This window comes from Actinoplanes sp. NPDC051470 (assembly GCF_040682035.1).
Classification (GTDB): Bacteria; Actinomycetota; Actinomycetes; order Mycobacteriales; family Micromonosporaceae; genus Actinoplanes.
The window spans coordinates 46,597-66,663 of the sequence record NZ_JBFBAA010000034.1 but is presented as its reverse complement, the minus strand read 5'-3'; the positions used below and the strand labels follow the sequence as shown (position 1 = coordinate 66,663).

Here is a 20,067-nt window from a genome sequence, read left to right as displayed (position 1 = left end):
CAACATGTGGCGCGGCGTGTCGTTTCATGGCGGCTTACCGCCGGGCCGGCCGGCTGGTCGGCGGCCGCCGCTCAGAGCTTGCGGTACGTGCGGGGGCTGGTGCTCGCGACGTTGCCGGCCTTGTCGAAGACGTAGAAGACCACGGTGAACGTGTCGCCGTAGATCTGCGTGTTCAGCTTCACCGAGAACGGCGACGTGGTGTCGATGGCCTTGGTCCGGCCGTTGACCCGCATCTCGACGCGGTCGATGCCGTTCAGGTCGGCCACCCGCACCGGGATGGTCCAGATGCCGGAGAGCTGCGAGCCGGACGCCGGCGCGGTGATCGAGATCGTCGGCAGGGTGTTGTCGACCACCACGATCCGCCGGGTCACCGACCGGTTGCCCCAGCGGTCGGTCAGCGTCCAGGTCAGCACGCGAGCGCCGTCGCCGCCGATCGGCACGGTGGCCGAATAGGGCGGAACCGTGTCGGGGGCGGCCGCGCCGGTGAGCTGGGCCGAGATCGGGAGCGAGAGGTCGGTCGCCGCGACCGTGGTGTTCAGGTTGGCCCCGCGGACCAGCGCCCGCTCGGCCGGCTCGATCGAGGTGACCACCGGGCCCTGGTCGTCGACCTGGAACTGGGTCTGCACCGACGCGGTGTTGCCGGCCTTGTCGACCAGCTTGACCAGCAGCCGGCCGTCCTTGCCGGTGGCGTCCCAGGTGATCGTGAACGGCGCCTCGGTGCGGCGGCCGAGCACGTTGCCCGCGGTGTCATAGAGGACGACCTCGGTCAGATCGTCGGTGACCGGCGTGGCGGTGATCGTCGTCGGCCCGTGCACGACGTCGGTCAGCGCGGGCGAGAAGGTCGCCTGCGGCGGATCGGTGTCGACCTTGACCCGGGTGGACGCCTGGTCGCCGGCGCCCCGGGCGTCGTAGGCCCGGACCGTCACCGAGACCTCGAGATTGTTCTGTGCCACGGCCGGCTGGAGCAGCAGCGGGCCGTCCTTCACCGCCTGGCGCACCTGGACCACGCCGTCGATCAGCAGCTCGACCTGGACGGCGGTCGGGGCGTAGGTCGGCGAGATGTACTGCTTGGAGCCGACCAGCTGACCCTCGAGCAGCCCGGTGCCGAACACCAGGGTGCCGGCCGCCGCGGCCGGGGTCGCCGTTCCCGCCGCCACCATCAGACCCATGGCCGTAGCCGCGGTCCATCGCCGTGCCTTCACGTTGCGCCCCCGCTTCGTCGCCGTCGGTCCCGCCGCCTGACTTTAGGACAGCGTCCACAGTCGACGCGCTGGCCGATCAGTCAACTTTCCGGCAGCCGGCGACAGTCGGCATCATGGGGCGACGCCCGGCTTCCTCTTCGGGCACGGCGCGACGTCCGATCGCCGCCAGACGGTTGCCCGAGCGCGCCAGCAGACTCGTGCCATCAACGGCTCACCCGGTCAGCGTGCCGCTCAGGTGGGCGGCCGCGGCGATCGTGGCGGCGTACTGCGACCCGACCAGGCGGCGGATCTCGATCGGCGCCAGCTCGGCGGCCCGCGCGTCGGCGACGAGCCAGTCCGCGTACCGCTGCTCGATCTCGGCCAGCGCCGACCGGGCCGCCGCACGGACATTGCCCACCGCCGCCTCGCCGCGTAACGCCCGCAGCAGGACACCGCCGTAGCGCAGGCGCCACTCGTGCACGTTCAGGGCGAGCGACGTGGCCTCGGCAACGGTGGCCGGCCGGTCCGCCGTGGGCCGCAGGCTGCGCTCCTTGCGGGCCGGGCCGGCCTCGGCGAGGAAGCGGGTGAAGAACCGGGCGGCGCGCCAGAACGGCGAGTCCGGGGCGAGCAGGTTGTGCTCCACGGCGGACAGGGTGCGGGTCAGCAGGTCGGCCACGTCGATCAGCTCGGCGGCGTTCGCGGCCAGCGCGTCACGGTAGGTGACGCCGGCCGGCGAGGTGTCCCCGGCCCGCGGGTCGTGCCAGTACGGCAGCTCGCTGACCAGCATCAGGGCGCCCCAGCGGTCGGCGTACCAGGTGGTGCTGCCGCCCCGGATCGCCCACCGCTCGCCGCGCGCCATGGTCCGCTCGTACACCTTGGCCAGGGCCGTCGCCTCGTAGATGGCGTCGTCCAGCACCACCAGGTCGGGCGCCTCGGGCTCACCCCGGTCGAGCGGGATGCCCAGGTGTTGCGGCACTCCCTGGAGCACCGGGTGCAGGGCCGGCTCGGGCCGGCTGAGCCAGTAGTACGCGCCGCCCAGCTCGCTGTTGTGCAGGGACGCGACCAGGGCCGGCCGGTACTCGTCGATCAGCCGCATCAGCGCCTGCGTCTCGGCGATCGGGTCGTCGAAGTACGCGTCCTCGTGGTTGATCGGGAACGTCCACTCGACCTGGTCCCGGCCCGCCGGGCGGTAGAAGTGCCGCGCGTAGTGCGCCCGGGTGAACGGCCCGCGCAGCCAGCCCTCGTTCAGCCGCAGCCCGTCCGGATCGGCACAGTCCACGATCCGCCACCGGAAGCCCAGCCGCTCCCGTAACCCGGCGTCGGCGCACAGCCGCTCGGCCAGATGCAGCGCGGTCAGCCCGCCGATCGGCTCGTTGGGGTGGGGCAGCCCGAACGCCAGCGCCTCGGGCACCGAGCCGGGCGCCTCGTCCGGCCGCCGGTCCACGGTCAGGCACCAGAGCGGGTCTCCCTGCCGTGAGCTGCCACAGCGCCGGAGCGTCGCCACGTCCGGGTAGCGCTCGGCGATCCGGCGCAATCCGGCGTGCAACTCGTCCACCCCGGCAAACGCCTCGTAGTGGGGAACCGTGGTGAGTTCGGCGAGGAGCCAGGCCGGGAGGGCGTCGATCATCCGCCCATCCTTACGAAGAGTCCGCCCGTGAGACCAGACGGTCACGTCGGCGAGCCCCCGCGTGTCAAGCCGGAAACCGCGACGGCACACCGCTCCGAGTCCGATTGTGATCCCCTCAAGATCCCGCCGAACCCGTTGGACCGTACGCCCGGCAGCCCCCGACCGGGTCAAACGTCCGCCCTTTCGTGACCGGGTAATCACGTGCCGTATCTGGTTGATAGATACTCGTCACTATGTCTCGCCATGCGGGATGGCCGGCACGGACCGTAGTGCCTGGTCGCCCCTCGGCTGGTCGCGTTGCCGCGGGGCTTGGTCGGCGCGCTGGCCTGGACGGGCTGCGGCCGATCCGGTCGTCACCTCGGACCTTTGCTCTGAGCATCTCGATGCATCACGCCAGGGCCGGGTGGAACTCGCCGTCGGTCAGCACGGGCACGACGTCGCTGTGGCCGGACTCGGCGGCGATCGCCACGTCGTCCGGGAAGCCGCCCTCGATCAGCTCGCGGCCGCTGACGGTTCCGGCCAGGTCGCCGGACGGCGCGGCGGCCGCGGTGCGCACCTCCGGGCTGGCGTCGGTCAGGTCGAGGCCACGCAGGACGGCGGCGGCGCCCCAGAGATCCTCGACGGCAGGGCGCAGCGTGCCGTCCGGCCAGTGCTCGCCGCCCGCGACCACGGCCACTGTCACGTCGCCCTGCCGGGAGATCCACCTCGCGACCGCGCCGGCGTTGCGCAAGGACGCGGCCACCGTCCTCGCGTGGCCGGCGCCCAGGGTCAGCGCGATCGTCGAACCGTTCGGCGAAGGCAGGACAACGCGTGCTCCGGGCGTACCCCACTGGCGAAGAGTGACCGGCGACAAGCTGAAGTCGCGCGGGCCGGCCGCGCGCCGCCCCACAGCCAGCGCCGCGTTCTTGTCCTGCGCGAAGCGTGCGGCGGTCTCGTCGTTCCAGCGGTACGGGAGCACCACCATCCCGGCGTCCAGCGCGACGGTTACTGATGTGGTGAACGACAGGACGTCCACGACTACGACGATGTCGGCGTCCGTGCTGATCGCGCGACCACCGGTCAGACCCCAGTCGAAACGGACTCTTCCCTTTTGCACGACTGGGGATTATTCACCTGGCGCGTGCTCGGTCGGGTGGACCGTGGCGGGATCGCTCGGGGGAGTCGGTCCGGTCGCCTGTGGATAACGCCACGGTTCGTCACAATCGCGCGCTACATTCCACGCCCACCCATGGGGGTGGGGGTGGGGGTGGCGGACGCGTGGAAAATTTCAAGATCAGCCGATGCCGACGGTCTGCTTTGACGGCTCGATCATGGCCACGACGCGAGCCTGGTCGCGGGCGTAGGGCGCTCCGATGTACTTCATGGCCAGCTGGTCGACGACCTGCCAGCCCGCGTCCCCGTCCAGCCAGGCGACCACCCGGCCGCGGATGACCACCGGCGTGAACGGGTCGTCCGCCGGCGCGATCGACAACGCCACCCGGGGGTCGTGGCGCAGGTTGCGGGCTTTGCGGGAGTCCGGGCCGGTCAGGAACACGATGTGGTCGTCGTGGGTGCCCACCCAGATCGGGACGCTGTGGGGCGAGCCGTCGGGCCCGACGGTGGCCAGGTGAGCGATCGGGGTGCCGTCGAGGACTCGACGTACGGACGGGTCGATCATGGTGGGCCCTTTCAGAGTGCATCTCATGCGTGCGGCATCGCGGCGAACGTCGTCAGCGCCGTCAGCACGCTGCTCAGGTGGGTGCGCATGGCCTCCTCGGCGCCGGCGGCGTCACGGGACGCGATGGCCTCGATGATGGCCAGGTGTTCCGGCAGGGACGTGAACGGGCGGCCGGGCATCAGGGAGAGCCGGAACTGGTGGCGGACCATCTGCCCGTGCAGCTGCTCGATGATCCGGCTGGCCGAGGTGTGACGGGCGATCGCGCGTACCCGGGAATGCAGTTGGGCGTTGAGCTCGGAATAGCGCAACATGTCCGATCGGCCGACCGCCGACTGCATCTCCTGGCCGAGTGAGCGCAGCGAGGCGATCTCCTCGTCGGTGACCCGCTCGGCGGCGCGGGCGGCGACCAGCCCCTCGATGGCCCGGCGCAGTTCGGTGATCTCGATGGCCTCGTCGAGGGAGATCTCCCGGACCCGGGCGCCGCGGTTGGGCTGAAGCTCGACGAGCCCCTCGGTGGCCAGCTTCGTGAACGCGTTCCGTAACACGAAGCGGCTCGTGGAGAAGCGCTCGGCCAACTCGTTCTCGATCAGCCGCTGGCGGGGGGCGTATTCCCCGCGCAGGATCGCCGCGCGCAACTCCGACAGGACGTCACTCATGGTGAGATCGTATTCAAGACGAGTTCTTGGCCCGCTGAACCAGCGTCCAGACCTGGGCACGAATGTCGGCGAAGGCCGGCGAGGAGCGCGTCTCCAGCTGGGTGCGTTCGGCCGGGAGATCGACGGGTACATCGGCCAGCACCGTGGTCGGCCGGTTGGAGAGCACCAGCACCCGCTGGCCCAGGTAGACCGACTCGTCGATGTCGTGGGTGACGAACACCATGGTGATGCCGAGGCGCTGCCACAGGGCGCGTACCAGATCTTCCAGGTCGGCCCGGGTCTGCGCGTCGACGGCGGCGAATGGCTCGTCCATCAGCAGCACGCTGGGCTCGTACGCGATGGCCCGCGCGATCGCCACCCGCTGCTGCATGCCGCCGGAGAGTTGCCACGGGTGCGCGTCGGCGCTGTCGAGCAGGCCGACCGCGGCCAGGGCGGCGTCGGCCGACTGCCGGTGGCCGGGTCGGGACCTGATCGGCAGTTCGACGTTCTTGCGTACGGTCAGCCAGGGGAAGAGGCTGCGCCCGTACTCCTGGAAGACCACCGCCATCCCGGCCGGCGGCCCGGTGACCGGCACGCCGTCCAGGCGCACCTGCCCGCCGGTCGCGTCGAGCAGCCCGGCGATGCAACGGAGCAGCGTGGTCTTGCCGGCGCCGGACGGGCCGACCACGCACAGCAGCTCGCCCTGCTGCACCTTGAAGGTCAGGTCGCGGATCGCCTCGACGTCCCGGCCGTGGCCGGTGTACGTCTTGGCGAGCCCGTCGACGTCGAGGCTGACGGCGTTGGTGTCAGGCACCTTCATCCCTTCCGTTCCGACTGCCGCTGGCCGTGGTACCAGGCCAGCGTCCGGTTCTCGACCAGCCGGAACAGCACCGACAACACGACGCCGAGCAGGCCCAGCAGGATGATCCCGGTCCACATCTCGGGCACCTGGAACCCGCGCTGGAACTGCACGATCGACGCGCCGAGCCCTCGGTTGGCCCCGAACAGCTCGCTGATCACCATCAGGATCACCCCGATCGACAGGGCCTGGCGCGCGCCCGTGACGATGCGGGGGCTGGCGCCGCGCAGCACCACGTGCTGGAGCCGGGCCGCCGGGCCCAGCCGGTACGAGCGTGCGGTGTCACGCAGCACCTCGTCCACCGATCGGACCCCGTCCACCGTGTTCAGCAGGATCGGCCACAGGCAGCCCAGCGCAATCGTGATGACCTTGTTGGTCCACCCGGTGTAGCCGGCGAACAGCGCGATCACCGGGATCAGCACCGGCGGCGGGATGGCCCGGAAGAACTCCAGCACCGGCTCGGCCATCGCGCGCAGGGTCCGGTTCGAGCCGATCGCCACGCCCAGGGCCACGCCGCCGACGAGCGCGATCATGTAGCCGATGGCGAGCCGCGCGAGGCTGGGCAGCACGTCGTTGACCAGCCGGTCGGCGGTCCAGGTCGCCGGGAAGGCTTTGATGACGCTCGGCAAGGGGGGCCAGAAAAAGCTCTGCGCGTACGCCGAGACGACCCACCAGACGGCCACCAGCACGACCGGCAACGCGGCCGCGTACAGCAGGCGTTTCATGCTTCGCTCCGCACGCTCGTGTGCCAGCGCAGGGTGCCGCGTTCGACCGCCCGCGCGCCCACGTTGACCGCGACGCCGATCAGACCCACGACCAGGACCAGCGCGTACGTGTCGGGAACGGCGCCGGACGACTGCGCCACGCCGATCGAGCGGCCCAGTCCGGGCACCCCGACGATCAGTTCGGCGGTGATCTCCAGGATCAGGGCGACCGCGGCGGCGAGGCGGAAGCCCGTCATCACGTACGGCAGAGCGGTCGGCCAGACCACGTTGCGCACGACGCCCCAGCGGGTGAACCGGAACGACCGGGCGGTGTCACGCACCACCGGGTCGATGTCCGCCACGCCGTACAGCACCTGCACCAGCACCTGCCAGAACGCCGCATAGACGACCAGCACCAGGGCCGACTGGATCCGGCTGCCGTAGATCAGCACCACCAGCGGGATCAGCGCGACCGACGGGATCGGCCGCAGGAACTCGATCGTCGAGGCGGTGACCTTGCGCAGGATCGGGACGCTGCCGATCAGCACGCCGGCCACCACCCCGGCGATCATGGCGATGGCCAGGCCGAGCGCCCAGCCGCCGAGGGTCTGCCCGAGGGCCAGCCAGAAGTCGCCCTCGACGGTCTGCCGGCCGAGGGCGGCGACCGTCGTGCTGAACGGCGGCAGGAACCGATCGTCGACCAGGCCCGCGCGCGGCAGGATCTCGGCGGCGGCGACCAGGATGGCCACGCCGCCGAGAGGCGCCAGCACCCTCATGTCAGGGAATCAGCTTCGTCAGGTCGGGGTCCTTGGTGATCAGGCCGTCCTTCTTGGCCATGTCGAGCAGCCGCTGCACGGCCGGCCGGTCGATCTCGGTCGGCCACTTCGGAAGAACCAGCTTCTGCTGTACGGCCGGCTCGAGCTTGAGGTAGTCGGTGAGGACGGCGCGGGCCTCCTCGGGATGGCCGTTCGCGTACACCAGCGACTTCTTCATCGCCGTGGTGAAGCCGGTGACCGCCGTCGGGTTCTGCGCGGCGAACTGCTCGGAGGTGAAGTAGAGGCCGACCATCAGCCCGTTCAGCGGGTTGCCGATCGGCGTGAGGCCCTGCTCCTTGCCGATCGTCAGGAACGGCTCGACGACCTGGCCGGCGTCGATGTCGCCCTTCTCGATCGCGGCCGGGATCTGCGGGAACGGCAGCTCGACGAAGGTGATCTTCGTCGGGTCGGCGCCGGCTTCCCGCACGCTGTTGCTGACGGTCAGCGTGTTGATGTTCTTCAGGGTGTTCACCCCGACCCGCTTGCCCGCCAGGTCCTTCACCGACTTGATCGGACTGTCCTTCTTGACCAGGACGGCCCCGAAGTCCTTGTCCTCCACGCCGGTCGACGCGTTGCCGGCCGACACGACCTTGAGCGGCAGGCCCTGGGAGCCGGCCAGCAGCAGCGAGGCGGTGTTGCTGAAGGCGAACTGGTACTGCTGGCTGACCACGCCCGGGATGAGCGCGGCGCCGCCCTGGGCGGTCTGGATGGTGAGCTCGAGCTTCTGCTCGGCGAAGAAGCCCTTCTTGATGCCGAGATAGACCGGTGCGACATCGACGATCGGAATCAGCCCGAGCGTCACCTTGGTCGTGCCATCAGATGTGGTCTGGGCACCGCCGCCACCCCCGCACGCGGCGGTGAGCAGGGTAAATGCCGCGACAAGAGCAAGTTTCGCGCGCACGATGGATCCTCCTTGGACGGTGGCGACGGAGAACCGATGTGCGCACCTTACACACATTGTTGACAAAATTGAAGCCAATGGTATACACGATTGTTGACACATTTGTTGACACTGCTTAGCTTGACGGGATGGCCACTCACTACGTCGTACGCGAGGTGAACCGGGCGGATCCATCGGTGATCGCCGATCTTCGAACCGCCGGGGTGGCCGCCGCGCATGAGGCGGCCGGCCGGATCGGCCTGCTGGGCCCGTCGATCGAGGCCCGCCTCCCCGGCAGCGCGATCGCCGGCTCGGCGGTGACGGTCTCCTGCCACCCCGGCGACAACCTCATGATCCACGCGGCCGTCGAGATCTGCCACCCCGGCGACGTGCTCGTGGTGACCACGACGTCCCCGTCCACCGACGGCATGTTCGGCGACCTGCTGGCCACGTCCCTGGTCGCCCGCGGCGTCGTGGGCCTGGTCATCGACGCCGGCGTCCGGGACATCGCCTCGCTGCGCGGCATGGAGTTCCCGGTGTGGTCACGGGCGGTGCACGCCCAGGGCACGGTCAAGGCCAGCCCCGGCTCGGTCAACATCCCCGTGGTGGCCGCCGGCCAGTTGGTCCGGGGCGGCGACATCGTGATAGCCGACGACGACGGCGTGTGCGTCCTGCCCGCCACCCGAGGCGCCACCGTGGCCGCGGCCGCCGCCAAGCGCCTGGCCAACGAGGCCGAGAAGCGCGAGAAACTGGCCGCCGGCGTGCTCGGCGTAGACATGTACAACCTCCGCCCCCTCCTGGCCGACCTGGGCGTCGAGTACGTCGACCGCCTCCCACCCGACCACGACCAACCATGACCACGGCCCGCCCATCGGCCACCGCAACGCAGGTGGAGACCTCCACGTCGGTCGCGCCGTTGTCACCGCAGGCCACCGCCTCAGCCACAGCTCCACTTCCACCGGCGCCGCTGTCCACCGCCTCAGCCACGGCTCCACTTCCACCGACGCCGTTTTCCGGTGCGGCTGACGGTGTGCGCTGCATGCAGATGCGCGGCGGCAGTTCCAAAGGCGCGTACTTCCTCGCCGAAGACCTGCCGTCCGACCCGGCCGAGCGCGACGATGTGCTGGTGCGGATCATGGGCTCACCGGACGAGCGACAGATCGACGGTCTCGGCGGTGGCCATCCCCTGACCAGCAAGGTCGCCGTGGTCTCGCCATCGACCGACCCCTCGGCCGACGTCGACTATCTCTTCCTGCAGGTCGTCCCCGACCGCCCGGTCGTCACGGATGCCCAGACCTGCGGCAACCTGCTGGCCGGCGTCGGGCCGTTCGCCATCGAGCGCGGCCTGGTCCGACCGACCGGCGACACCACGGACGTGCGCATCCGGATGCTTAACCCGACGAACGCGTTCGCCCGGGCAACGGTCCGCACGCCGGGCGGCCGAGTCACCTACGCCGGCGACACGGTCATGGCCGGCACGCCGTTTCCCGCCGCGCCGATCAACCTGACCTTCCCCGGCGACGGCTCCCCGCTGTTTCCCACCGGCCGCCTCGTGGACCATTTCGCCGGCCTCGACGTGACCTGCGTGCACGGCGGGATGCCGGTGGTGCTGGTCCGCGCGGCCGACCTGGGCCTAGCCGGCGACGAACCGCCGTCCACTCTCGAGGATGACGCTTTGCTGCGGAAACGCATCGAGGAGCTGCGGTTGGAGGCCGGCCCAGCAATGGGCCTAGGAAACGTGGCCGAGACGACGGTCCCCAAGATCAGTATCGTGTCGCCCCCGCGAAACAACGGCACCGTCACCACCCGCACGTTCATCCCACATCGCGTCCACGCCGCAATCGGCGTCCTGGGGGCCGTCTCGGTCGCCGCCGCCATCCGCACCCCCCGGAACGAACGCGTTCGTCCCCCACAACGAACACGTTCGCAACGACCAGCGCCGTGACGATCAAAGCCGAGACGAACACGTCCTCCACGAACAAGACCGTGACGAACACATCCCCGACGAACGAGGCCGCAACGAACGCGTCCCTCGCGAACAGGGCCATGACGAACACGTCCCTCGCGAACAGGGCCGTGACGAACACGTTCGTAGCGAACGCATCCGCAGCGGACACCTTCGTAACGAACAGCGCCGTGACGAACACATCCCACACGAACAAGACCGCAAGGAAAATGGCCCTCGCGAACTGGGCCGTGGCGAACCGGGCCGTGACCAACCGGGCCGTGACCAACCGGGCCGTGACCAACGGGTTCGGATTGAGCATCCAAGTGGGACGTTCGACGTCACGGTTGCGCTTGATGTCTTGGGGGCGGCGACGCGCCTTCGGGAGAGCTCGGTGGTAAGGACAGCACGCAAGTTGTCGGATGGCCTGGTCTGGCCGCGCACCCCAGGGGAAGTCGCATGACTCGACGAGCCATGGACGACGCCGGCACACCAACGACGGCCCAGGGCGGCGGCGCACCAACGACGGCCCAGGGCGGCGGCGCACCAACGACGGCCCAGGGCGGCGGCGCACCAACGACGGCCCCGGGCGCCGCCGACGTCTGCCTCGACGCCGGCGTCCACATCGAGACCGGCCCCCACAAACACGCGATCCAGCAAACCTTCTTCCTGTACGTCTGGGAGCCCGGCGGCAACCGAATAGAACTGTGCAACGCGGGCGCCCGCCTGAACCCGGCACCGGACTGGCGCACCATCAGCTGGACCGCGGCCGAACGCGCCCGGGGCCAGGCCTGGGGCCTCAAGACCATCGACACGTTCCACACCCACGGAACCCCGGTCATCCCGTGACCGCCGCATACCCCGCCAAACCTGGCGGCTCCGCAAGCGCGGGCGGCTCCACGAACCCAGGCGACTCCGAAAGCACGGACAGCCGCGAGAGCACGGACGGCCGTAAGAGCACGGACAGCCGCGAGAGCACGGACGGCCGTAAGAGCACGGACAGCCGCGAGAGCACGGACGGCCGTAAGAGCACGAGCGGCCGTAAGAGCACGGACAGCCGCGAGAGCACGAGCGGCCGTAAGAGCACGAGCGAGCCTGAGGGCACGGACGGCCGTGAGAGAAAGAACGTTCTTTCTCTCGGGACCGGCCGAATCGCGGTGCTCGGGCTGGGCGAGGCGGGCTCGGAGATCGCTCGGGACCTGGTCACGGCCGGTGCTTCGGTGTGTGGATTTGATCCTCTGCTCGCGCCACCCGCGGGGGTCGATGGGCGGTCGAGCGACGCCGACGCGGTTCGGGACGCTGATCTTGTCCTCAGTGTTAACAGCTCGCACGATGCTGTGCCCGCATTGCTGGCGGCGCTCGGGGCGCTGCGGCCGGGCACGATCTGGGCGGATCTCAACACCGCGGCGCCTTCCGTCAAGGAGACGCTTGCCTCGTTGGCCGCTCCTCGGGAGGTCGGGGTGGTCGACGTCGCGCTGATGTCTCCGGTGCCCGGGAAAGGCTTGCGCACGCAGATGCTCGTGTCCGGGAGCGCGGTGCGGGGCTTCTCGGAGATGTTGACTCCGCTCGGGGCCGTGATCACGGTTCAGGAGGGGCCGGCGGGGGCGGCGATCGGGCGCAAGCTGCTGCGCAGTGTGTTCTACAAAGGACTTGCGGCGGCCGTGGTGGAGGCGCTCGCAGCGGCCGAGGCGGCTGGATGCGGTGACTGGCTGCGCGGGAACATCTCGGCTGAGTTGGCCGGGTTCGACGAGCGGACGATCGAACGGCTGGTGGACGGGACGCATCGGCACGCCCGGCGGCGGGCCGACGAGATGGCCGCGGCGACCGAGCAGCTGCGGTCGCTGGGAGTTGAGCCGCGCATCGCGGCGGCGGCGCGTGACCTGCTGATCGAGCTGAGTCAGCTAGATGAAGGGGAGGCGAAATGATCATCGACTGTCACGGTCACTACACGACCGCACCGGAGGCGCACACCGCCTGGCGTACGGCTCAGCAGAACGCCTTCCGCGACGGTTCGGCGCCCCCGGCGTACCCGGAGATCTCGGACCTTGACATTCGCTCTTCGGTCGAGGGCAGCCAGTTGCGCCTGATGGACGAGCGCGGCGTGGACCTGACGATCTTCTCGCCGCGCGCCTCGGCCATGGGGCACCACTTCGGCGACGAGGCGGTCAGCCTGGCCTGGACCCGGGCCTGCAACGACCTGATCGCGCGGGTGGTGCGGCTGTTCCCCACCCGGTTCGCGGGCGTGTGCCAGCTGCCGCAGTCTCCCGGCGTACCCATCGATCGCTCCGTCCCTGAACTGCGCCGCTGCGTGACCGAACTGGGTTTTGTCGGCTGCAACCTCAACCCCGACCCGAGCGGCGGGCACTGGACGGCGGCGCCGCTCACCGATGAGAGCTGGTTCCCGCTCTACGAGGCGATGGTCGAGCTCGATGTGCCGGCCATGGTGCACGTGTCGGCGGTGACCAACGACAACTTCCACGCCACCGGGTCGCACTATCTGAACGCGGACACCACGGCGTTCATGCAGTTCCTGCAGTCGGACCTGTTCAAGGTGTTCCCCGGCCTGCGGTTCGTCATCCCGCACGGCGGCGGCGCGGTGCCGTACCACTGGGGGCGTTTCCGCGGGCTGGCCGACATGCTCGGCCGGCCGCCGCTGGACTCGCTGCTCGGCAACGTCTTCTTCGACACCTGCGTCTACCACCAGCCCGGCATCGACCTGCTGTTCTCGGTCATCGACCCGGGCAACATCCTGTTCGGCTCGGAGATGGTGGGCGCGGTGCGCGGTATCGACCCGCTCAGCGGTCACCACTTCGACGACACCTTGCGGTACGTGCGGGCGCTCGACCTGCCACCGGAGGTTCAGGAGCAGGTGTACGCCTCGAACGCCCGCCGCGTGTATCCCCGGCTGCCCCTCTGAAAGGCGATTCAACGGCTGGAGCCAGCGGTAGGTGAGACCCCGGGTCGCGGCGGGCTGCTGCTCACGGCAGTGGTAGCTCCTGACGGGATCCGGGACCGCAACACCGCGCCGCCCTACCACCGCTCGCGGCAGCGGTAGGCCCTGACGGAATCCAGGACCGCAACACCACGCTGCCCTACCACCGCTCGGGGCAGTGGCAGGCCCTGACGGGATCCGGGACCGCAACTCCGCGCTCGCCTACCACCGCCCCCGGCCGTGGTAACCGGCGCGTCAGGGTCAGCTCGATGAAACGTGCACACCTAGCGACCCGGCCGACGACAGCCAGCCCGTCCCGCGGAAAGGCGGCAAGAGATATCAAAGCAGTCGGGATCGGGTGTTGTCTGGATCACAAGTTGTCCATAGTATCGAAGTACGTCACTTTGAACGTTTCAATTTGACGTTGCCGATCGGCGCTACTCTCACCACCGAGAGGGGAACCGCATGGGTCCCTCAGCCCTGCGCAGACTGTCCCTACTAGCCATCGTCTCCCTGTTGCCGGTCCTCGCCGCGTCCCCGGTTCAAGCGGCCCAGGCCAAGACCGTCACCGCCCCGGTCGCTCTCACCGGCGCGCACTGGATCTGGTTCAACGAGGGCGACCCCACCGTCGACGCCCCGGCCGCCACCCGCTACCTGCGACGGACCTTCACCGCCCCGGCCGCCCCCTACACCGACGCCCAGCTCGTCGTCACCGGTGACGACACGGTGGACGTCTGGCTCAACGGCACCTGGCTCGCCGGCTCCCAGCGCGGCGCCGACTCGTGGCGTACCGCGATCTATGTGGATCTCGCCGGCTCCCTGATGGCCGGCGACAACACCCTGGTGATCGCGGCGCGCAACGGCGGCGGGCCGGCGGGGGTGGTCGGCCGGGTCAGGATCAATGGCCAGGAGTTCGTCACCGACGGTCAGTGGCAGGCGAGCCAGGCCGTCAACGAGAAGCTCGCGGGCACCTTCACGGGGGCGCGCGACCTGGGCCTGTACGGCATCGGGCCGTGGCTGACGGTCACCGGCCCGGATGCCGCCGCGGCCTCGCCCGTCACCGTCGGTGGGCTGACCACCGAGCGGCGCACGAACCCGGTCGGCATCGACGCGCCGCAGCCGCGCTTCGGGTGGCGGCTGCAGACCGCGACCACGGGCCAGTCCCAGGCCCGCTACCAGGTGCAGGTCGGCAAGGCCAGCGAGGCGGACGTCTGGGACAGCGGCATCGTGCCGAGCACCCAGTCGTCCGATGTGGTCTACAAGGGTCCGGCGCTGACGGCCAACACCACCTACCAGTGGCGCGTTCGCGTCTGGGACGGCCAGGGACGGCCGAGCGGCTGGAGCGCCACGGCCCGCTTCGACACGGGGCTGACCGGCGGCTGGACCGCGGACTTCATCGGCAAGCCGGGCACGGCCAACGTCACCGGCGCGTCGTGGATCTGGTACCCGGAAGGCGATCCGGCGGTCGAGGCGCCGGCCGGAACGCGTTACTTCCGGCGTACGTTCACCAGCGCCACCGCCACCCGGGCGACGCTCGCGGCGACCGGGGACGACACGGCCGACGTGTGGGTGAACGGCCGGGCGGTCACCAGCTCGCCGCGGGTCAACGACTCGTGGAAGCGGGCCCAGACCGCCGAGGTGCAGCTGGTCGCGGGGACCAACACGATCGCGGTCGCCGCGACCAACACCACGGCCAGCCCGGCCGGACTGCTCCTCAAGATCGGCGGCATCGTCAGTGACGCCACCTGGAAAGCCTCTCAGAGCGGACCAACAGGCTGGGAGCAGCCGGGATTCAACGACAGCGCATGGCCGGCGGCGAAGAACACCGCGGCCTACGGCGGCGGCCCCTGGGGCACGCAGGTGGCGGTTCCGAACGCTTCCCCGTACCTGCGCAAAGGTTTTGATGTCACCAAGACCGTGGCACGGGCGCGGCTGTTCACCACGGCGCTCGGGCTGCACGACACCTATCTGAACGGCGCGCGGGTCGGCGCCGAGCGGCTCGACCCGGGCTGGACCGACTACACGAAGAGGTTGCAATACCGCGGCTACGACGTCACCGGCGCGATCAAGCAGGGGCGCAACGCGCTCGGCGCGGTCATCGGGAACGGCTGGTACAGCGGGAACATCGGCTTCGCGGGCAGCCAGCGCTACGGCACGTCGCCCTGGTACTCGGCGCAGCTGGTCATCCAGTACTCGGACGGCACGTCGTCGACCATCAGCAGCGATTCGTCCTGGCGTACATCGACGGCCGACATCCGCGCCGACGACCTCTACGCGGGTGAGGACCAGGACGCGCGCCTGGCCATCGCCGGCTGGAACACGCCCGGCTTCAACGACGCGGCCTGGGCGCCGGTCACCGTGTCCACCGCCACGAAGCCACGGCTGGTGGCCGCGGTCGATCCCGGTGTGGTCGTACAGCAGGAATTGACGCCGCGCGCCATCACCCAGCCCAAGCCCGGCGTCTACGTGCTCGATCTCGGGCAGAACTTCGCGGGATGGAACCGGCTGCGGGTACGCGGAGCAGCCGGCACCCGGGTGACGGTGCGGCACGCCGAGATCCTGAACGCCGACGGCACCCTCTACACCGCCAACCTGCGGGCGGCCCAGGTTACCGACACGTTCACGCTGGCCGGGACGGGCGCCGACGAGGTGTTCGAGCCACGGTTCACCGTGCACGGCTATCGGTACGTGGAGCTGACCGGCCTGCCCGCCGCGCCGACGACGGCCACCCTGACCGGGCTCGCGACCTGGACCGCGGGCGCCGCCACCGGCACCTTCACCACCTCGGATCCGCTGATCAACCAGGTGCAGCACAACATTCTGTGGGGCGCCCGCTCCAACCTGCTCTCGGTGCCGACCGACTGCCCGCAGCGGGACGAGCGGCTCGGCTGGACCGGCGACATCGCGGCGTTCGCGGCCACGTCCACGTTCAATTTCGACGCGTACGGGCTGCTGGACAAGTTCTCCGACGACCTGGTCGACGCCCAGCACGCGGACGGGGCGTTCACCGACGTCGCGCCGGACGTGCTGGGCGGGGCGGGCAAGGCGGGCTGGGGCGACGCGGGCGTGATCGTGCCCTACCAGACCTGGCAGCGATACGGCGACCTGCGCGTGGTCGACGAGCACTACCCCGCGATGGTGCGCTGGGTCGAATACCTGCGGTCCACCGCCGGCGCCGACCTGATCCGCAACCAGGACACGTTCGGCGACTGGCTGAACGTCGACGACGGCACCGCCAACGATCTGACCAGCACGGCGTACTTCGGCTGGTCGGCCCGCCTGGTATCGCGGATGGCGGCGGCCACCGGCCGTACCGCCGACGCTTCCCGATATGGCCAGCTCGCCGACCAGATCGCGGCCGCGTTCACCGCACGCTTCGTCCGCGCCGACGGCACGGTGGGCAGCAACAGCCAGACCGGGTACGTGCTGGCGCTCGCGTTCGAGCTGGTCCCGGCCGCCCGGATCCAGGCGGTGGCCGATCGGCTGGCCGCGAAGGTGGCGGAACGGGGCGGCCACCTGTCGGTCGGTTTCATGGGCGTCGAGGGCCTGCTGCCGGTCCTCGCCGAGCACGGTCACCTGGACACCGCGTACCAGGTTCTTCAGCAGCCCGGATACCCCGGCTGGGGCTATATGAACAGCCGCGGCGCGACCACCATCTGGGAGCGCTGGGACGGTATCCGGACCGACGGGTCGCTGCAGGACCCCGGCATGAACTCCTTCAACCACTACGGTCTCGGCTCGGTCGGCGACTGGCTCTACCGCTCCATCGGCGGCGTGGCGCCCGCCTCACCCGGCTACCAGCGCATCCTGATCGCGCCCCGGCCGGACGGCACCCTGACCACGGCATCGTCGGAGCTGACCACGGCCTACGGCCCGACGGCCAGCGCGTGGTCCAGGTCTGGCGGCACGCTCACCCTGCGCGTGACGATCCCACCCAACACCACGGCGACGGTACGGGTACCCGGCGCCACCGTGACGGCCCCGCCGCAAGCGGTGCCGCTGGGCGGCTCGTCGTACGCGCTCCCGTCAGGCAGCTACACCTTCACCACCCCGGCCTGACGACCACACGATGACCGCCGGGGGCAGCGCCGCCCCCGGCGGTTTCGTCAGGCCGGCCGGATATCGAGCCGATCGGGCGACGGAAGCTCGGCCGGACACTCGCTGCCGGCGGGCCAGAAGCGGATCTGCTCGTCGATCGCCTTGCCGAAGGCGTTGGGTTCGGTGCCGACGCGCAGGTGCGCCGGGAGGAACCGGCCCCGGTCCACTCGATGCCGCCGAGCAGCTCACCCCGCCGCGCGTCCACGATGGTGCCCGTCCACCGAGCCCCGGACACCAGGCGTTGACCCGCACCTCCATCCCCGGCCGAAGTCGGCCGGAAGTCGACGGACGGGCAGCCGCACCCGCAAAGCCCGGCGACGTCACCTGGATCGAGGCGTTCTGTGATGAGCCTCGCCTCCATCCGCCTGTGGACAACCGTCGATTCCGCTGATCCGCGCGATACATTTCTCGCCCACCCTGTGGGCGGGGGCGGTGGCGGTGTGCGCGTTAAATGTCGGTTTTTGCCGGTTCGAGGACCCAGCGGGCGTGGTCGGCCGGGACGACGTTGCTGCCACAGATGATGGTGGCCACGCGCCGGCCGGCGAATCGCGCCGGGTTCTCGAGCAGCGCGGCGATGCCGAGGGCGGCTGACGGCTCGACGACCAGGCCGGCGTGTTCGTAGAGCAGGCGCATGCCCGACTTGATGGACTCCTCGCGGACGAGGCTGACGTCGTCGAGCACGAGCAGCAGATCGTCGAGCACCTCGGGGATCGGGCAGCGTCCCGCCACCCCGTCGGCGATCGTGTCGAGGGAGTCGGTCTCGATCACCGTCCGCTGCTGCCACGACCGGGCCATCGCGGGGGCGCCCAGCGGCTGGACGCCGATCACCTCGACGTCGTCGGCGAGACTGCGCGCGACGTGACCGACTCCGCTGGCGAGCGCCCCGCCGCCCAGCGCGACCAGCACGACCTCGGGCCGCGGACCGTTCCGCAGCAGCTCCAGGCCGATGGTGGCGGCGCCCTCGCAGGTCGCGAGGTCGAGGCTGTCCTCGACGAGGTACATGTCCTGCTCGGTGGCGAGGGCTCGCGCTCGCAGCCGGGCGTCCTCGATGTCTTCGCCGGTCAGCTCGACCGTGGCTCCGAAGGCGGTGATCTGGCGCAGCTTGAGCGGGTTGGCCGAGTGGCTCGCCACCACAGTGACGGCCATTCCGCGACGGGCGCCGCTGTAGGACAGTGCCTGCCCGAGGTTGCCGGCGCTGGCGCAGACCATCCGCGACGCGCCCGCCTCGCCGGCCCGGGTGGCCACGGTCTCGGTGCCCCGGCCCTTGAAGCTGCGCACCGGGTTGAGCGTCTCGACCTTGAGTGTCAGGGTGCACCCGAGCAGTTCACCGAGCGACCGGGCCGGCAGCGCCGGGGTGCCGAGGAACACCGGGTCGATCACGTCCACCGCACGCTCGATGCGGTCGAGACTCAGCCGGCTGGTCATCCGGGGTGACTGCCGATCTTGACTCATCCGGGGTGACTCCCGACCTCGACTCATCCGGCGTGACTGCCGATCTCGACCAGGAGGACGCCGGCCATCACCAGGGCGATGCCCGCGCCCATGGTGCGGGTCAGGGGCTCCTGGAAGGCGAAGCGGGCGATGATCGCGGTGCCCGCGATGCCGACGGCGGCCCAGACGCCGTACGCGACACCCAGCGGGATGCCCTCGCTCAGAGCGAGGGACAGCAGGCCGAAGGAGACGATGTAGCCGGCGACCGAGACGCCGACCCAGCGCAGGCGGCGGAAGCCGTCGGACGCGCGCAGCGCCATCGTCGAGCCGATCTCCAGCGCGATCGCGAACGACAGGAAGAGCCAGCTCATGCGCCATCTCCGGGGGAGTCGGCCGGGGCGGGGTGGGACCCGATCTCGATGAGCAGGACGCCGCCGATGATCGCGGCGAAGCCGGCGCCCATGGTCCAGTTGAGCGGGTCGTCGAAGAGGAACGCGCCGGCCACCGCGGTGATCGCGACGCCACAGGCGGCCCAGATGCCGTAGGCCACGCCGACCGGCAGGCCGCGGCGCAGCACCAGGGCCAACAGCACGAACGACGCCGAGTAGCCGACGGCGACCCAGGCGTACCAGGCCGGATGGTCGAGCGCCGCGCGCAGGGCGAGGCTGCCGCTCACCTCGGACACGATGGCCGCGGCCAGAAAAAGCCAGCTCACTTCGTACCCGTCAGATCGTGAATGAGGGCCAGGACCGCGTCATGGTCGCGGGGCGCGGGCGGGAAGACACCGGTCGCGGCGGCGCCCCACAGGCCGTCGGCGGCGAGGCGGGCCAGGGTGAGGCGGGCGCGTTCGGCGGCGGGCAGGTCGTCGGGCAGCGCGAACCAGGCGGCCATCCGGGTCGTCCACGGTTCGGTCAGGGCGGGGCGGTAGGCGGCCTCGGTGAAGATCGCGTATTCGGCCCGGCTGATGTCGCCGGTCGCGGTGACCTTCGCGTACGCGCCGACCCGCTGCGCCGCGGAAGCGGTCTCGAAGGTCACGCCCCAGGCGCGCAACTGGTCGTGCATAGCGGCCTCCATCCGGCCGGCCGCGTGCTCGATGATGGCCAGCAGGAGCGCCTCGCGGGTCGGGAAGTGGTACATCAGACCCGGCTTGGTCAGGCCGGCCTGGCGGGCCACCGCGTCGAGGGTGATGTCGGCGCCGTCCGGAACCGAGACCACGGCCAGCGCCGCGTCGAGGATGACGGTCTTCGAACTCTGCCTCACCGGGCAAACTTTACCTTCCGGAAGGTAAAGTATTCAACGCGCG

General features: G+C 70.4%; 20 protein-coding genes. 6 read left to right on the top strand and 14 right to left on the bottom strand.

Annotated elements, in window-relative coordinates; genetic code table 11:
- Positions 1–71: 71 nt before the first annotated feature.
- The 9 genes from AB0M54_RS39580 to AB0M54_RS39540 form a co-directional block, all read right to left on the bottom strand.
- Complete coding sequence (locus AB0M54_RS39580; RefSeq protein ID WP_364312794.1) at positions 72–1,202, bottom strand: Ig-like domain-containing protein; 1,131 nt, start codon at positions 1,200–1,202, stop codon at positions 72–74.
- Between the two features lie 211 nt (positions 1,203–1,413).
- Complete coding sequence (locus AB0M54_RS39575; protein WP_364312791.1) at positions 1,414–2,808, bottom strand: M14 family zinc carboxypeptidase; 1,395 nt, start codon at positions 2,806–2,808, stop codon at positions 1,414–1,416.
- Between the two features lie 388 nt (positions 2,809–3,196).
- Positions 3,197–3,904: a 2-phosphosulfolactate phosphatase gene (locus AB0M54_RS39570; RefSeq protein WP_364477161.1), complete on the bottom strand. Its 708-nt coding sequence runs from the start codon at positions 3,902–3,904 to the stop codon at positions 3,197–3,199.
- A gap of 177 nt (positions 3,905–4,081) precedes the next feature.
- Entirely contained in the window at positions 4,082–4,465 is a 384-nt protein-coding gene (locus AB0M54_RS39565) for a PPOX class F420-dependent oxidoreductase (RefSeq protein ID WP_364312785.1), read from the bottom strand.
- A 23-nt stretch (positions 4,466–4,488) separates the two neighbouring features.
- On the bottom strand, positions 4,489–5,121 hold the full coding sequence (locus AB0M54_RS39560) for a GntR family transcriptional regulator (RefSeq protein WP_364312783.1): 633 nt from the start codon (positions 5,119–5,121) through the stop codon (positions 4,489–4,491).
- A 13-nt stretch (positions 5,122–5,134) separates the two neighbouring features.
- On the bottom strand, positions 5,135–5,914 hold the full coding sequence (locus tag AB0M54_RS39555) for an ABC transporter ATP-binding protein (protein WP_364312780.1): 780 nt from the start codon (positions 5,912–5,914) through the stop codon (positions 5,135–5,137).
- A 2-nt stretch (positions 5,915–5,916) separates the two neighbouring features.
- A complete protein-coding gene (locus tag AB0M54_RS39550) occupies positions 5,917–6,684 on the bottom strand; it encodes an ABC transporter permease subunit (protein WP_364477159.1) in 768 nt (255 codons plus the stop codon).
- Positions 6,681–7,439, bottom strand: coding sequence for an ABC transporter permease (locus AB0M54_RS39545; RefSeq protein ID WP_364477157.1), 759 nt, complete (start codon positions 7,437–7,439; stop codon positions 6,681–6,683). The genes AB0M54_RS39550 and AB0M54_RS39545 overlap by 4 nt, the downstream gene beginning before the upstream one ends.
- A gap of 1 nt (position 7,440) precedes the next feature.
- Positions 7,441–8,379 (bottom strand): ABC transporter substrate-binding protein, encoded by a 939-nt coding sequence (locus AB0M54_RS39540; RefSeq protein WP_364477155.1) that lies wholly within the window; start codon positions 8,377–8,379, stop codon positions 7,441–7,443.
- 128 nt (positions 8,380–8,507) lie between these two features.
- On the opposite strand from AB0M54_RS39540, the gene AB0M54_RS39535 reads away from it, so the two are divergent.
- From AB0M54_RS39535 to AB0M54_RS39510, 6 genes are all read left to right on the top strand, one after another.
- On the top strand, positions 8,508–9,215 hold the full coding sequence (locus AB0M54_RS39535; RefSeq protein ID WP_364477153.1) for a 4-carboxy-4-hydroxy-2-oxoadipate aldolase/oxaloacetate decarboxylase: 708 nt from the start codon (positions 8,508–8,510) through the stop codon (positions 9,213–9,215).
- Between the two features lie 182 nt (positions 9,216–9,397).
- Positions 9,398–10,303, top strand: coding sequence for a PrpF domain-containing protein (locus tag AB0M54_RS39530; protein WP_364477151.1), 906 nt, complete (start codon positions 9,398–9,400; stop codon positions 10,301–10,303).
- A 459-nt stretch (positions 10,304–10,762) separates the two neighbouring features.
- Positions 10,763–11,152, top strand: a complete 390-nt coding sequence (locus AB0M54_RS39525; RefSeq protein WP_364477150.1) for a hypothetical protein — start codon at positions 10,763–10,765, stop codon at positions 11,150–11,152.
- Positions 11,149–12,228: a DUF1932 domain-containing protein gene (locus tag AB0M54_RS39520; protein WP_364477148.1), complete on the top strand. Its 1,080-nt coding sequence runs from the start codon at positions 11,149–11,151 to the stop codon at positions 12,226–12,228. Before AB0M54_RS39525 ends, AB0M54_RS39520 begins: the two co-directional genes overlap by 4 nt.
- Positions 12,225–13,220 (top strand): amidohydrolase family protein, encoded by a 996-nt coding sequence (locus AB0M54_RS39515; protein WP_364477146.1) that lies wholly within the window; start codon positions 12,225–12,227, stop codon positions 13,218–13,220. The genes AB0M54_RS39520 and AB0M54_RS39515 overlap by 4 nt, the downstream gene beginning before the upstream one ends.
- Before the next feature lie 480 nt (positions 13,221–13,700).
- Positions 13,701–17,294 (top strand): family 78 glycoside hydrolase catalytic domain, encoded by a 3,594-nt coding sequence (locus tag AB0M54_RS39510; protein ID WP_364477144.1) that lies wholly within the window; start codon positions 13,701–13,703, stop codon positions 17,292–17,294.
- A gap of 47 nt (positions 17,295–17,341) precedes the next feature.
- Here the strand turns inward: AB0M54_RS39510 and AB0M54_RS39505 are convergent, their stop codons facing one another.
- From AB0M54_RS39505 to AB0M54_RS39485, 5 genes are all read right to left on the bottom strand, one after another.
- Entirely contained in the window at positions 17,342–17,500 is a 159-nt protein-coding gene (locus AB0M54_RS39505) for a hypothetical protein (RefSeq protein WP_364312755.1), read from the bottom strand.
- 280 nt (positions 17,501–17,780) lie between these two features.
- Complete coding sequence (locus tag AB0M54_RS39500; protein WP_364477142.1) at positions 17,781–18,758, bottom strand: pyridoxal-phosphate dependent enzyme; 978 nt, start codon at positions 18,756–18,758, stop codon at positions 17,781–17,783.
- A gap of 50 nt (positions 18,759–18,808) precedes the next feature.
- Positions 18,809–19,135: a multidrug efflux SMR transporter gene (locus AB0M54_RS39495; protein ID WP_364312750.1), complete on the bottom strand. Its 327-nt coding sequence runs from the start codon at positions 19,133–19,135 to the stop codon at positions 18,809–18,811.
- Positions 19,132–19,479 (bottom strand): SMR family transporter, encoded by a 348-nt coding sequence (locus AB0M54_RS39490; RefSeq protein ID WP_364477140.1) that lies wholly within the window; start codon positions 19,477–19,479, stop codon positions 19,132–19,134. Before AB0M54_RS39490 ends, AB0M54_RS39495 begins: the two co-directional genes overlap by 4 nt.
- Positions 19,476–20,024 (bottom strand): TetR family transcriptional regulator, encoded by a 549-nt coding sequence (locus AB0M54_RS39485; protein ID WP_364312746.1) that lies wholly within the window; start codon positions 20,022–20,024, stop codon positions 19,476–19,478. Before AB0M54_RS39485 ends, AB0M54_RS39490 begins: the two co-directional genes overlap by 4 nt.
- Positions 20,025–20,067 lie beyond the last annotated feature (43 nt).

What these genes read in the sequence shown, in the direction of transcription:
- AB0M54_RS39545 (WP_364477157.1), bottom strand. Translation starts at nt 7,439, where the DNA reads ATGAGGGTGCTGGCGCCTCTCGGCGGCGTGGCCATCCTGGTCGCCGCC.
- AB0M54_RS39510 (WP_364477144.1), top strand. Translation starts at nt 13,701, where the DNA reads ATGGGTCCCTCAGCCCTGCGCAGACTGTCCCTACTAGCCATCGTCTCC.
- AB0M54_RS39575 (WP_364312791.1), bottom strand. Translation starts at nt 2,808, where the DNA reads ATGATCGACGCCCTCCCGGCCTGGCTCCTCGCCGAACTCACCACGGTT.
- AB0M54_RS39565 (WP_364312785.1), bottom strand. Translation starts at nt 4,465, where the DNA reads ATGATCGACCCGTCCGTACGTCGAGTCCTCGACGGCACCCCGATCGCT.
- AB0M54_RS39515 (WP_364477146.1), top strand. Translation starts at nt 12,225, where the DNA reads ATGATCATCGACTGTCACGGTCACTACACGACCGCACCGGAGGCGCAC.
- AB0M54_RS39560 (WP_364312783.1), bottom strand. Translation starts at nt 5,121, where the DNA reads ATGAGTGACGTCCTGTCGGAGTTGCGCGCGGCGATCCTGCGCGGGGAA.
- AB0M54_RS39525 (WP_364477150.1), top strand. Translation starts at nt 10,763, where the DNA reads ATGACTCGACGAGCCATGGACGACGCCGGCACACCAACGACGGCCCAG.
- AB0M54_RS39535 (WP_364477153.1), top strand. Translation starts at nt 8,508, where the DNA reads ATGGCCACTCACTACGTCGTACGCGAGGTGAACCGGGCGGATCCATCG.
- AB0M54_RS39550 (WP_364477159.1), bottom strand. Translation starts at nt 6,684, where the DNA reads ATGAAACGCCTGCTGTACGCGGCCGCGTTGCCGGTCGTGCTGGTGGCC.
- AB0M54_RS39530 (WP_364477151.1), top strand. Translation starts at nt 9,398, where the DNA reads ATGCAGATGCGCGGCGGCAGTTCCAAAGGCGCGTACTTCCTCGCCGAA.
- AB0M54_RS39495 (WP_364312750.1), bottom strand. Translation starts at nt 19,135, where the DNA reads ATGAGCTGGCTCTTCCTGTCGTTCGCGATCGCGCTGGAGATCGGCTCG.
- AB0M54_RS39500 (WP_364477142.1), bottom strand. Translation starts at nt 18,758, where the DNA reads ATGACCAGCCGGCTGAGTCTCGACCGCATCGAGCGTGCGGTGGACGTG.